Origin of the sequence: Arthrobacter sp., assembly GCF_030540645.1 — a bacterium.
Classification (GTDB): Bacteria; Actinomycetota; Actinomycetes; order Actinomycetales; family Micrococcaceae; genus Specibacter.
Window position 1 is genome coordinate 42675 of the sequence record NZ_JAUNVV010000006.1, and the last position, 13085, is coordinate 55759.

Below are 13085 nucleotides of genomic sequence, written 5' to 3' on the forward strand. Positions count from 1 at the left end.
CGCGCCCTTTGCCGCGCCCTTTGCAGGGCTCGCGGCGTTGCCTGCGGCGGTTTTCGAGGGAGTTCCGCCACGTGGACCTGCATCATCCCCGGAGTCATCTTTGGAGTCAGGCTTCGCATCTACGTCAGGCTTCGCCGCAGCGGTGGCAGGGATGTCTGTGTCCTTCTTCGTCAGCGTTGTCGGTAAAGCCGTCGCAGCATCCTTGGCGTCCTTCACCTCGGCCTCCTTCGCAGCGGCCGCTGTGGCGTTCTTGCGGGCTGCGACGAGCTTGTCCGCTTCCAACGCGCCCGTGGCAGCGTCAGTTGTGGTCCGGCCGGCGGCGCGTCGTCCACCGGCCGCCTCTGCAACTTTGGACTTCCGCGGTGCCATGAAGAACAACAGGGCAGCCAAGGCAAGCAGGGCCGAACCGATAACCATCAGCGGCACAGCCCAAGGCGTTCCGGTGTTGTTGTCCACAGTGATGGAGATATTGGTGGGGGCGGGAGCCTTGCCATCGGAAGAGAGCAGCAGTTCCCAATCTCCATGGCCGGGGGCCTGCCACGTGTAAGTCAGCTCACCGGTACCCTTTTCCTCGCTGACCCACATGTCTGAACCACTCGGGTTGGGCACGGTTTCAGCACCTGCAACGCTCTCGGCTGACAGGGCCTTAAAGTCGTCACCCGCTGCGCCAATGCGAGTGTAGGCGGCGTCGGCAATCCATCCAGTGATGTCATCTGCGCGAGCCACGGCCAACTGGATGGGGCCATCATTCTTCACTGTCAGTGTGAACCGACCGTCACGGGTCTTCAGTAGATCGGAGCCAACGACTGTCAATGGTGCCGCCTTGACGTCAGGGTAAACGGCGGCCGTGAGCGTGGCGGGCGGGAGCCAAATGGTGCGCTGGCCAATGCCAGTTCCCAACACCAAAAGGCCCAATACAGCCAGGACGATTGCAATTTTTAAACGCAAGAAACTACCTAACATCGGCGGAACACTGCTGTGGTCGATGTTTCAAGGGTAACCGAACCGTTATCAATAGGTCATTCCCCTTTGACATTTCTCACGTTCAGTCACCCGTGCCTCTTAGTGGGTCCCGTGCCTCGCTGGTACTCTCGACTCACTATTAAGAGTTGAAGGCAACGACCGATGCCCTCCCTTGACCGAAAGCAAAAATCGTGAGTTCCCCAGCAGAACCAAGTGCAACTGGCCGTGACCCCAAGACCCAGCCTGGCTCCCCAGAAGCCCAGGCCGGTTCTTCCGCCGCCTCCTGTGCAGAACACACGGCTGGGACGACACCGGCAAAGACCACAGCGCCTGAGTCTGAGGTGAGTACGACTGACGCACCCGTTGCGACGACGACCGCCACAGCACATGGCGCAGACCGGGGCGAGCCCAAGGGGTGGCGTAGATGGGTGCTCAAGAAGCTGGCCCATCCCATTCCAGGGGCCCAGCCGCGCGTCCGCTTTGACATTCCCGAGGAACCGTCGGCAGATGCCGACGGCGCATTGCCGGACCCTTCCGAGCCAGCATCGGCTACCAGCATGTTCCGTCACCCGATATATTTTGGCTTCATGGGCACTGTGGGTGTCGGTATTGCTTTGTTCCTGAGCTACATCCTGGCCAACACGCAGTCATTGGTGTTGTGGATAGTCACGGCGTTATTCATCGCACTGGGATTGGATCCCGTGGTGCGTTGGCTGGAGAAGCGCAAAGTTCCGCGCCCGTTGGGCATCGTTCTGGTGCTGCTGGCTTTGTTGGGCGTCGTGGCAATCTTCTTTGCCACGCTCATCCCCACCATCGTTTCCCAGACCACACAGCTGGTGACCAATGCCCCCATCTGGATCAAGGACTTCCTGAACTCGGACTTATTCAAGCAGGTGGATGGGCAGTACCACGTCCTTGACACCGTGAATGAACAGGTTGCCAAGTTCTTCCAGGATGCGCAGGCCGTCGGAGGAATCTTTGGCGGTGTGCTCGGCGTGGGCTCCACCATTGCCAATGGTCTTTTTGGCACCCTGATTGTCCTGGTGCTGAGTCTGTACTTTCTGGCGTCGCTCCCATCCCTCAAAGCGTGGGGCTATCGTCTGGCACCTCGCTCACGCAGGGCTCGCGTCGAGGAACTCAGCGAGGAAATCACCCGAGGCGTGGGCAACTACGTGATTGGCCAGGTCTGCGTTGCGGTGCTGAACGCCACCTTCGCCTTCATTCTCATGTCCATTTTGGGCGTTCCGTTCAGCGTGCTGCTGGCGTTTGTCGTGGCGCTACTGGCCTTCATTCCGCTGGTGGGCGGCATGATCGCTGCCATTGTGGTCATCGCCGTCAGCCTGACAGCCGGATGGCAGACGGCCCTTATCTACGCCATTTGTTACTTTGCCTACCTGCAGTTTGAGGCATACTTCGTCTCGCCGCGCATCATGCAAAAGGCAGTGGCCGTGCCAGGTGCCGTCGCCGTGATCTCAGTAATTGCCGGCGGCAGCCTCTTGGGCGTCCTTGGTGCCTTGATCGCCATTCCCACGGCAGCCGCCATCATGCTTCTGGTCAAGGAAGTGTACATAGCCCGCCAAGACAAACACTGATATGGGTGAACGCCCAAGTCAACCAATGTAGACCAACACGTCTAGGATGGCAGCGTTGCCACCGGGCCGCGCCATTCAGTGGGCAGTTCCACAGGTGTACCGAGCACGGTGGTGGAAATTTCATTCAGTGCCCTGGCCGCGTATTTCTCCCCGACCCACAGGTGTTTTGCCCCGGCAACAGGTACCAGCTTGGCTTGTGGGATCCTGGAAAAACGTGCTTTTGCGGCTTCCGGCTGCAGGTAGTCGTCGAACTCCGGGACGAGCACCGTCAGGGGCTTGCCATAGGCAGCCCAGGTATCCAAGTCCGTATCTTCCGCGCTGTGCAGGGGCGGGGAAAGCAGTACGGCACCTTCAATGGCGCTGGCAGCAGGAGGGATGGCACCGTACTTCAGCACCAGTTCGGTACCGAAGGACCACCCCAGCAGCCAACGGTTGGGCAGCCCACGGTCAACGGCAAACTGCACCGCAGCTTCCACGTCCAGACGCTCCCCCACACCATTTTCAAAGGCACCCTCGCTTGTCCCACGGGGAGAGCTGGTGCCGCGGGTGTTGAAGCGCAGCACGGCAATGCCGGCAAGAGCAGGCAGACGGTAGGACGCCTTCTTGTACACGTGCGAGTCCATGAAACCGCCATGCGTGGGCAATGGGTGGAACGTGATCAAGGTGGCCCGAACCACTCCGTCAGCGGGCATGGCCAGTTCCCCCACCAGGGTCAGGCCGTCGGAAGTCCGCAGCTCAACGTTCTCCCGCACTGCAGGCAGGATGGTCGCGGCACGGACGGCAACCGGGGCGCCGTCGTCAACGTAGTCAAGGGAGGAAGGATCAAAAACCATGGTTTCCAGACTACCGGGGGATCACGGCTGTCAGGCTATTTGTAACGATAACGTCGGCCCTGCCAACAATTGCTGTGCCAGTGCCGCCGTTCACGCACGCCAGCCTCTGCCCCGAAAAGGGCGTCCTCCTGCCAGACCACCAGGTGCGCCACGCCGGGCATGACCTGATGGTTGCAGCCTGGACAGGTGTACACCTTTTGGGCGTTCCCGGCACTGATGCTTCGCACCGCCCACACACCGTCGGGAGCCGCTTCCGTGGTGGGGATGCCCAAACGCGTCCGGTTCAGATCGTCGTCTTCATTCTGTGCAGTTCCCCGCGTCCATTTGGAGTTGCGGGCTGCAGAGCCATGGCTGCGGCGTGGGCGGTTGGAGCGGGGCATGCCTCTATTGTGCCGTACACGCGCAGCAGTGCGACGCAGCCCAGAACGCAAACGGCTAGAGTGGAGGGCGTGCGTTTAGTGATTGCCAAGTGCTCCGTCGACTACGTCGGACGCCTCAAAGCCCATCTTCCCCTCGCCGTCAGGCTGCTGTTGGTCAAGGCCGACGGTTCAGTTTTGGTGCACTCCGACGGCGGCTCCTACAAGCCGCTGAACTGGATGAGCCCACCCGCCACGCTCCGCACTGTGGCCGCCGCGGACACTGAGCTCGAGGACGGGGTGGTGGAGCAATGGGTGGTGCAGTCCACCAAACAGGACGACAAGTTGATCATCAACATCTATGAGCTCCTCAGCGACGACAGCCATGACCTTGGCACCGATCCGGGCCTTATCAAGGACGGTGTCGAAGCCGATCTGCAACGCCTGCTGGCCGCACAGATCGAGTTGCTCGGTACCGGATTCACGTTGATCCGGCGTGAATATTTCACTGCCATTGGTCCCGTTGACATCCTGGCCCGCGACGCTGCAGGGGCCACCGTGGCCATTGAACTCAAACGCCGCGGCGACATTGACGGCGTCGAACAGCTCACACGGTACTTGGAGTTACTCAACCGCGACCCGCTCTTGGCTCCGGTGCGCGGTATTTTTGCCGCTCAGCAGATCAAGCCACAGGCTAAGACGCTTGCCGCAGACCGCGGCATTGAGTGCAAAACTCTCGACTACGACGCCATGCGCGGAGTTGATGACAGCGCCGCACGACTGTTCTAGGCAGCCAAGCCAAGCATCCAAGGATGCTTCTTGACTAGACTTGCTGCATGACTGAACCAAGCCCCGCACCCGAGTCCACGAAGTTCCTTCTCCACGGCGCCATTGCCACTGACCACGGCTTGATCGAGGGCGGCCTGCTCGCCATTGACGGTGACAGGATTGTGTATGCGGGACGTGCCGATCACTTTGACGAACCCGGTTTTGAGCAGGGCGATGTCGATGCCGCCAATATCATCTCCCTGCCTGCAGGTCAGCGGATCCTGCCCGGACTTGTGGACATCCACACCCACGGCGGCAACGGCGGGGACTTCCCCAGCGGTGATGAAGTTTCAGCCCGCACAGCCATTGACTTCCTGCACCGCGCAGGCACCACCACGCTGCTGGCCAGCATGGTGACGGCCGCACCTGCTGACCTGCTCAAGGGCATAGGCGTTTTTGCCGGGCTGGCGGACGAGGGGCTGGTTGCAGGCATCCACCTGGAGGGCCCGTTCCTGTCGCATGCCCGGTGTGGGGCCCAAAACCCGGCCTTCCTGTTGGAACCGGACCTCGAGTTGACGTCCTCACTCATCGAGGCAGGCCGCGGCACCATCACCACGATGACGTACGCCCCCGAACTTCCCGGCGCGGCGGAGCTGGTTGATCTGCTCACAGCTCACGGCATTACGCCCTCGGTGGGCCACACGAACTGCGACACCGTCACTGCTGCAGAGTCCTTGGAACAGGCACGGGAGGGTCTGGACTCCACCGGCTTTGGCGGCACTTCCGGCCGCCCCACAGTCACGCACCTGTTCAACGGCATGCCACCGATGCACCACCGCTCCCCCGGCCCCGTGGCCGCCTGCCTTCGCGTCGCCAGCGCCGGGCACGCCGCCGTCGAGCTTGTGGCTGACAACACCCACCTTGACCCGGAAACCGTCAAAACCGTTTTTGAGCTGGTTGGGGCGGAGAACATCGTTCTTGTCACCGACTCCATGGCTGCTGCGGGTCTGGCAGATGGCCAGTACATGCTGGGGCCCTCCCCCGTCACGGTCTCCAACGGCGTTGCCACACTCGACGCCACCGGATCAATTGCCGGTGGGACGGCCACGTTGCTTGACGTACTTCGTCGCACCACGGCCGCTGGCGTGAAGTTCACCGACGCCTTGAAGTCCGCTACCGCCGTCCCAGCCGCTGTCCTTGGATTGACGGATGAGGTTGGCGCGCTGCGTCGCGGCCTCCGCGCGGACGTCCTCATTGTCGACGCCGACCTTTCCCTCCAGCGCGTCATGCGTTCCGGGGTGTGGCTGAGCTAGCAGCTCAAGGAGAAACAGCACGGCACAGTAGCGTGCAGTTTCTCCAACAGGCCCCCGGACTTGGTGCGCGGGGCCTGTTGCCTTCACTGTTGTCTGTGCTACTTACGCAGCAGTTTGGCCAGCGCGTGGACTGAAATGTTGGGTAGGTAGGCCTCGGCGATGGCCCGGCCCATGGCAGGGAGCGACAGCGGGTCCTGGTAAACCATGTACAGGGTGCTGTGACGGGGCTGGAAGCGCTGCTTGAAATTGGCCAGCGAGGAAAAACCGTACAACGGTTCCAGCGTCCGGGCCAACAACGCCAGCATCTTCCCCAACGTTCCTTCCGCTTCGGCGCCTACAGCCAGCGGGGAACCTGAGAGTGAAATACACTCAACCGTCGCGGCAAAGTGCTGGACGGCCTGGGCGATGAGATACTCCATCACCCCGCTGAACGCCCCCGAATTGCGGCGCATGAAATCCAGCGTCCAGCTGACCACTTCGCCGTTGGAAAACACCGGAAGCCAACTCGTCACGGCATGGATGCGCCCGTCCTCGTCAATGGCCAGACAAAGCTGGACGTTGTTATCTTTGAGTTCAGCCAAACCTCCCAGGGTAAAGCCGAGCTCCGGCAGCGCCTGTCCGGAAACCCAGTCCTCGGAAATTTCGTTGACCTGCGTGCGCTGACCGGTGGTCAACTCCCCGTAGCTGCACCAGAGTGCCGTAACACCCAGTTTTTTTGCCTTGTTCAATGCGGTGCGCACGTTTTGCCAGTTGCGACCCTTGAAATCCATGGTCTGCACATCCAGCAGCGTTTCAGCAGCCACCGCAATGCGACGCCAGCCGTGCGGTTCCAACCACCCGGCAGTTTGCTCGCCCACCGAATAGAAGCAGGGCGTCAACGATTCATCAGTGCAGAAATCCACGAATCCGTCGACGGCCGCCTCTTGCTCCTCTGGCAGCCCTACCGGTCCACCCACTGTGACAGCCACGCCGTTGTGAATTTGGTACGCTACCCCGGCAGTGCCTGCCGCGTTGAACCAGTACTGATTGTTGGACCAGCCGGCCATCCAGGACAAGGAATCCCCGCCCAACCGGACCAGCGACAGCGCCTTGTCCCGACGGTCTGCCCCACTGATCTGGCGGCGGGAGAGAAATACGGCCAAAATGCTGGCCGCGCTGAGCGCCCACAGTACGGGGCCGCCGAAGCTAAAGAGCAGTTCGGCAGCGAAACCATGCGGATAGACGTTGGCAGCGTAGCTGAAGGGAAACGGAAACGGCAGCACAATCCGGGGAATCCCCGCAACCAGCTCAGCCCATCCCAGCGGATTTCGTGCGTTTCCGCCTGCCAGCCACGCCACGGCGTACAGCGCCACAAAGACCACCAGCAGCAGCGGCAGGAAAACGAGCGAACGACGCCGCAGCACCGGGTCCGGGTCAATTCTGAAGTGCCGCCGGAAAACCACCAACAATATGGCTATCAACAACGGCACCAACACCACGGGTAACAGCTCCCCCACGGATTCGTTGATGCTCAAGATCCGGTGCCCGCGGCGCAACGGCAGGCCGATCCCGGAAAACACTTGAAAATAAAATGCCGATACCACGCCAATCACCACATGGAGGTACACCGCAGCCCACAACGCGAGCCTGTTGCCCCGGCGCAGCCCCTCGGCGCAGACCAGCAGCAACACCATCGGCATGAGCGCCAGCAAGTGCCCGCCCGGACCCATCAGGCCAAGGTTGTGGACCATCGTGTGGCAGGCGGCAGCGTTCACCGTGCAACTACCCTCCCATTGCGCAAGGGTCGGATCCTGATTCGTGATCCAGGCACGCATGACGGCCAGCGGACCCACAGGCACGTGAGCCACTGCTGCGGCGAACGGGCCCACCGCAAAGACGGCGACCACGATCGCCAGGATGGTGCGCACTTCCTTGCTCGTGGACCGTCCGGTCACCCCGGGCCCCACTGACGTGATCAGTGCCAAGCCGAGAAACAGGCCCACAACGGCGGCCAGCAAAATGAACAAGTGTTGGGCGTGGCCCACATACATGGTCAGCATGATCGAGGCGGCAAGCACCAGCACCCGCAAACGCCGGCGCCACAGCAAGCTGATGGCCTGACTGGCTGCCATCAATGTCCCCGCCGACGCGGCAAAGGGCCCCAGCAACGTGGCCCGCCCCATGCCGGCGGGCCAGTCGACTCCCGCCCAGTTTCCGAGGCCAAGCACCACCGTATACAGTACGACGGCGCCAACCTGGATTACGCTGAAAAGTGCGGCCGTGCGCAGCGTTCCCACCGTAGATTCGGCCAATCCCAGAACAGCTCCCAGCACGGCCACGCCAAGGAGCATGGAGGCGGTGCTGGTGCTCATGAACACCGTTGTGAACACATTCCACCAGTGACCGTCCAACAGATCTGTGGACTGGAATCCCCACCACCCGGCCGTGTCCCGAGGCAGCCGCCCGAAAAATCCACTGGCCACGATGTGCACAGCAATGGTCCCCGCCATGAGGGCGGCACTAAATGGCGCACCGCGCAGCCAGGCACCAGTCACCCGCATCGAAGTTGCAGCAACGGACGGCTTCGCTGCCTCGGTTGTCACGGCAGAGCCCATTGTCACGGCAAGCCCAATCTGCTAAACACAAAACTAAATCCCTGCGGCAATGCCGCACTGGCCACGGACCAGGAATGCCCGCCCGGGAACTCCACGCTCTGTGTCGTCATCCCCGCTTTACGCGCAGCTTCCTGCAGGACCTTCACGTTGGCAGAATACGTTGCATCCTCGGTTCCAGAAGCAAACCAGCCATGAATCTGCGGATACGATTTGTGCGCCAGCAGCGTCAGGGGCACCAGTGCATCGAACGCAGCAACATCGCCGTGGAATGCACGTTCCACCGTCACGGAACGCTTGCTGGCCAGAGCAGGTTCACGCTCAGGGGAAATGGCCATGAACGTCTCGAAGGTGTCTGGGTGGCGTGTGACCATTTGCACGGAGCAGGTTCCACCGAAGGAGAAGCCGCCCACTGCCCAGTGCGCCGGGTTCGTGTCGGCATCCAGGTTCGTCTTAATCCAAGCCGGGACATCCGATGCCATATACGTGTCAGCGCGGCCCAGGCTTGTATCCATGCACATGGTGTTGCCCTGTTCACTGCCATTGGGGTCGGGGATGACCACCAGCGGAGCCAGACCCCCATGGGCTGCCGCGTAGGCATCAAGGTCGGCCACCAGTGCTGTGGAACGCAGCCAGGACTCTGGCGAACCAGGCTGACCGCTGACCAGGACAAGAACTGGAAGTACCGGTCGTGCGGCCGCATGGTAGGCAGGGGGCAAATACACAATTGCGTTGCGTGCCTTGAAGCCCGACTCCTTCCCGGGAATGGGAACGGAGAGCACGGTGCCTTTGCTGGGCAGCTGTGCCGGTGCATTCCAACGCTGTGAAACAGAAGTTTTCATGAAACGCTCGGCAGCGAGAAGCTGCGGAGCTGGAGGCGGGGCGGTGGAAACCACCGTTGGAGGGGCCAGCAAGCTGCCCACCGTGGGGAACTCGCCGAAGGCGGCGTTGAGTTGCAGCCCCGCCACGGCCAAAAGTGCGGCAGCAGTTGGCACGGCGAGGAGGCGGCGGCGCCGACTTGTGCGAGACCTGTTGCTCCGGCCTTCCTCTACCCTGGAGCCCGAGGCCGGGCCTCGGCGGCGCAATCCCGCCAGCGCCGTCGTGCCTCCCAATGCCAGTGCCCACAGAATCAGCGCCACGTTCAGGAAGACGGCGGCGGGCAGGTCCTCCGGCCACCAGAACAGCACGTGAATGACAGCCCAGCACGCTGCGTAGCTGATGAGCAGCGAAGCAACGGCACTGACTGCGGCAAACAGCCACCACCGCGGCGAGCGGCGCACCAGCAGGTAGGCGAGGGACACCGCGCCCAGCAGTTCGAACGTGATGGGCAGCGGCCCGTTGAGAAGGTTCAGGTCATGGATCCAGTTCACGCAGTTGCCGCACTCTTGGAAGGAAACCTTGGCGCGAAGCGGCCCGGGCACAGTGATAATAACGTTGCCTGCTGGGACTCAGCAGGGAACCGGCAGGGAGTCAGCCGGGCTGGCCGGGGAGTGTCAACGCCAGGTGCCCACGCCGATGGGAGGGCCTGCCTCAAGCCAGGAGGAAAGCCCGGCGTAGGCGCCAAACTTCATGGCCAGGAGGACGTCACGGCCCTCATAGGACAGCATCACGATGACCACGCCGGGAGGAACTCGGACACGTTCAGCTTCCGTGGGCTCGCGTCGACCCACCAACTCAATTTTGCTCCGCCGCATGGTTTTGGTGGGCAAGGGGCTTAAGGAAAGGAGCCTGACCCATTCAAGGTCAGACTCCTGGTAACGACAAACCCCCATGGCCCAGCGGTTGTTCGCTGTGGAAATGGAGGCGTCCACTGTGCCCAGGGCACGCCGCAACATCATGCGGCGCACCCCGAACAGGCACAGTGCAATAACAACCAGCAGGAAAGCACCTGCCAGCACGATGAACGGCATACCGAGATCGTTCATCAAAATAATTTCTAGCTAATCCCAGCGCCAGACGTTGCGCCGTCTTTCAACTGCGCATTGTCAGCAACGATCACGACGCGGTTGCTGTCAACCGAGAAGAAGCCACCGTCCACTTCAACAAAGAAGCGGGATCCATCCACGGGGGCAATCTCCAGCAAGCCCGGCGCCAAAACCGCGAGCAACGGGGTGTGACCGGGCAGAATGCCGATCTCACCCTCGCTGGTGAAACCCTTGACAAGGGTCGCTGCACCGGACCAGACAAAATGGTCCGCCGCTACGATTTCAACTTCGAGGTTAGCCATGCCTACTTCGTCGATTCCTGGATCTTGGCCCACTGGCGTTCAACATCATCCAAGCCACCAATGTTGAAGAACGCCTGCTCGGCAATGTGGTCCACGTCGCCGTCGCAGATCGCATTGAAGCCCTCAATGGTGTCCGCGATGGAAACCGTTGAACCGTCGAGGCCGGTGAACTGCTTGGCCGTGTAGGTATTCTGCGACAGGAACTGCTGGATGCGGCGAGCACGCGACACAACGACCTTGTCCTCTTCAGCAAGTTCGTCGATGCCGAGAATGGCAATGATGTCCTGCAGTTCCTTGTTCTTCTGCAGGATCTGCTTCACACGCACAGCGGTGTCGTAGTGCGCCTGACCGACGTACTGCGGGTCAAGGATGCGTGAGGTGGATGTCAACGGATCGATGGCCGGGTAAAGGCCACGTGAAGCGATTTCACGGGAAAGTTCCGTGGTCGCATCCAAGTGGGCGAAGGTCGCGGCCGGGGCCGGGTCGGTGTAGTCATCAGCAGGTACATAAACGGCCTGCATCGACGTAATCGAGTGCCCCTTGGTCGAGGTGATGCGCTCCTGGAGGAGACCCATCTCATCGGCGAGGTTGGGCTGGTAACCCACAGCTGAAGGCATACGGCCCAACAGTGTGGAAACTTCGGAACCGGCCTGTGTGAAACGGAAGATATTGTCGATGAAGAGCAACACGTCCTGGTTCTGCACGTCGCGGAAGTACTCTGCCATGGTCAAAGCTGACAAGGCAACGCGCAGACGCGTTCCCGGCGGCTCATCCATCTGGCCAAAGACTAGTGCGGTGTCCTTGAGAACACCGGCCTCTTCCATTTCAACCCAAAGGTCGTTACCTTCACGGGTACGCTCGCCAACACCGGCGAATACCGAGGTACCACCGAAGTTGCGGGCCACACGGGTGATCATTTCCTGAATCAGCACCGTCTTGCCCACACCGGCGCCACCGAACAGTCCGATCTTTCCACCCTTGATGTAGGGGGTCAGCAAGTCAATGGACTTGATACCGGTCTCGAGCATCTCCGTGGAGCCCTCAAGGCTGGCAAATGCCGGGGGTTTGCGGTGGATCGACCAGCGCTCTGAGTAGTCCAGTTCCGCTTCCGTCACGTCGAGGGGCTGGCCCAGAACGTTAAAGATGTGGCCCTTGACGCCATCGCCCACAGGTACGGTGATGGGTGCACCGAGGTCCTGCACGGCAGTGCCGCGGACAAGTCCGTCGGTTGCCTGCAGCGAGATGGCACGAACCAAGCCGTCACCGAGGTGCTGGCTGGTTTCGAAGGTGATGGTTTTGGTCTCACCGTTGAGGGTTACCTCGGTGGTGAGTGCATTGTACATGGCGGGAAGGCCGTCAGCCGGGAATTCGACGTCGACAACCGGGCCGATAACGCGCGCGATGCGACCTACGGCACCGACCTTCGCTGCGGTTCCCTGCTCGTTGAGTTGGGCAGTCATCTCTCTCACTTCACTTGTGTGGATGGCATTGAATAAGTATGAATTGGGCTGCTAAGAGGCATTGAGAGCGTCAGCGCCCGCAACAATCTCGGAGAGCTCCTGCGTAATTTCAGCCTGCCGGGCATTATTACGAAGACGCGTGTACTTCTTGATCAAATCGTTGGCGTTGTCCCCTGCCGACTTCATGGCCCGCTGGCGTGCAGCGAGCTCAGAAGCAGCGGCCTGCAACAGAGCGGCAAAGATACGTGATTCGATGTACCGCGGCAGCAGGGCGTCCAGAACGTCCTCAGGCTTCGGCTCGAAGTCGTACAGCGGAAGCAGATCGGATGAAGATTCAACTTCTTCCTCAACAACTTCCAGCGGCAGCAGACGAATGACAGCAGGCTCCTGGACAACCATCGACTTGAACTGGGTGTAAACAACGTGGATTTCATCCACGCCGCCCTCGTCGAAGTCGGTTGCGAAGTCCGCCAGCAAAGTCTTGCGAAGTTCACGTGCAGTTTCAAATTCCGGCGCGTCGGTTCCACCGGTCCATACCTTGGCGTAATCGCGGCCGCGGAAATCAAAGTACGCCTGCGCCTTGCGGCCGACCAAGTAGGTCGTGACGTCTTTTCCTTCTCCGTGCAGCAATTCGATAAGGTGCTCTGCCTGCTTCAAAACGCTGGCGGAGTAGGCTCCGGCGAGACCACGGTCGGAAGTCATCACCAATACTGCAGCCCGACGGATGTTATCCGGTTCGGTTGTCAGCGGGTGGTTGACCTCGGACTGAGACGCGACGGCAGAAACGGCACGGGTGATCGCATTGGAGTACGGCAAGGATGCCGCGACACGCTGGCGTGCCTTTCCAATACGGGACGTAGCGATCAGTTCCATCGCCTTGAAGATCTTTTGCATCGACGTGGTCGAGGCGATCTTCTGGCGGTAGACCCGGATCTGGGCTCCCATGTTTGTCCTTTCCTTATCCTTGTTCGGGTTGTTGGCC

General features: G+C 61.1%; 11 protein-coding genes and 1 pseudogene. 3 read left to right on the forward strand and 9 right to left on the reverse strand.

Translation table 11 applies throughout. The annotated features are described in order from the left end of the window. A pseudogene (locus Q4P21_RS02385) lies at nt 1-948 on the reverse strand (hypothetical protein); the annotation flags it as partial. A 443-nt stretch (nt 949-1391) separates the two neighbouring features. Between Q4P21_RS02385 and Q4P21_RS02390 the strand changes: the two are divergent. Then, on the forward strand, nt 1392-2555 hold the full coding sequence (locus tag Q4P21_RS02390) for an AI-2E family transporter (RefSeq protein ID WP_303387289.1): 1164 nt from the start codon (nt 1392-1394) through the stop codon (nt 2553-2555). A 41-nt stretch (nt 2556-2596) separates the two neighbouring features. Here the strand turns inward: Q4P21_RS02390 and Q4P21_RS02395 are convergent, their stop codons facing one another. Further along, a complete protein-coding gene (locus Q4P21_RS02395; RefSeq protein WP_303387265.1) occupies nt 2597-3388 on the reverse strand; it encodes an alpha/beta hydrolase in 792 nt (263 codons plus the stop codon). 35 nt (nt 3389-3423) lie between these two features. Next, nucleotides 3424-3768 carry an ATP/GTP-binding protein gene (locus tag Q4P21_RS02400; protein ID WP_303387266.1) on the reverse strand — a complete coding sequence of 115 codons (345 nt, stop codon included), beginning with the start codon at nt 3766-3768 and terminating at the stop codon, nt 3424-3426. A gap of 69 nt (nt 3769-3837) precedes the next feature. Here Q4P21_RS02400 and nucS point away from each other — a divergent pair, with 69 nt between their 5' ends. Both nucS and Q4P21_RS02410 read left to right on the forward strand, forming a co-directional pair. Then, complete coding sequence (gene nucS, locus Q4P21_RS02405; protein WP_303387267.1) at nt 3838-4533, forward strand: endonuclease NucS; 696 nt, start codon at nt 3838-3840, stop codon at nt 4531-4533. 47 nt (nt 4534-4580) lie between these two features. Continuing rightward, the gene (locus Q4P21_RS02410; RefSeq protein WP_303387268.1) at nt 4581-5825 is read left to right on the forward strand and encodes an N-acetylglucosamine-6-phosphate deacetylase; all 1245 of its coding nucleotides are present in this window, start codon (nt 4581-4583) and stop codon (nt 5823-5825) included. Nucleotides 5826-5923: 98 nt separating this feature from the next. Here Q4P21_RS02410 and Q4P21_RS02415 read toward each other — a convergent pair whose 3' ends face one another. The 6 genes from Q4P21_RS02415 to Q4P21_RS02440 all read right to left on the reverse strand — a co-directional run bounded on the left by Q4P21_RS02415 (nt 5924) and on the right by Q4P21_RS02440 (nt 13048). Next, nucleotides 5924-8407 (reverse strand): bifunctional lysylphosphatidylglycerol flippase/synthetase MprF, encoded by a 2484-nt coding sequence (locus Q4P21_RS02415; protein WP_303387269.1) that lies wholly within the window; start codon nt 8405-8407, stop codon nt 5924-5926. A 14-nt stretch (nt 8408-8421) separates the two neighbouring features. Then, nucleotides 8422-9786: an esterase family protein gene (locus Q4P21_RS02420; RefSeq protein ID WP_303387270.1), complete on the reverse strand. Its 1365-nt coding sequence runs from the start codon at nt 9784-9786 to the stop codon at nt 8422-8424. A 123-nt stretch (nt 9787-9909) separates the two neighbouring features. Further along, on the reverse strand, nt 9910-10341 hold the full coding sequence (locus Q4P21_RS02425) for a DUF2550 domain-containing protein (RefSeq protein WP_303387271.1): 432 nt from the start codon (nt 10339-10341) through the stop codon (nt 9910-9912). Nucleotides 10342-10352: 11 nt separating this feature from the next. Beyond that, nucleotides 10353-10643, reverse strand: a complete 291-nt coding sequence (locus Q4P21_RS02430; protein ID WP_207344114.1) for a F0F1 ATP synthase subunit epsilon — start codon at nt 10641-10643, stop codon at nt 10353-10355. A gap of 2 nt (nt 10644-10645) precedes the next feature. Beyond that, nucleotides 10646-12103, reverse strand: coding sequence for a F0F1 ATP synthase subunit beta (gene atpD / locus Q4P21_RS02435; protein WP_207344113.1), 1458 nt, complete (start codon nt 12101-12103; stop codon nt 10646-10648). A 51-nt stretch (nt 12104-12154) separates the two neighbouring features. After that, a complete protein-coding gene (locus Q4P21_RS02440; protein WP_303387272.1) occupies nt 12155-13048 on the reverse strand; it encodes a F0F1 ATP synthase subunit gamma in 894 nt (297 codons plus the stop codon). Nucleotides 13049-13085 lie beyond the last annotated feature (37 nt).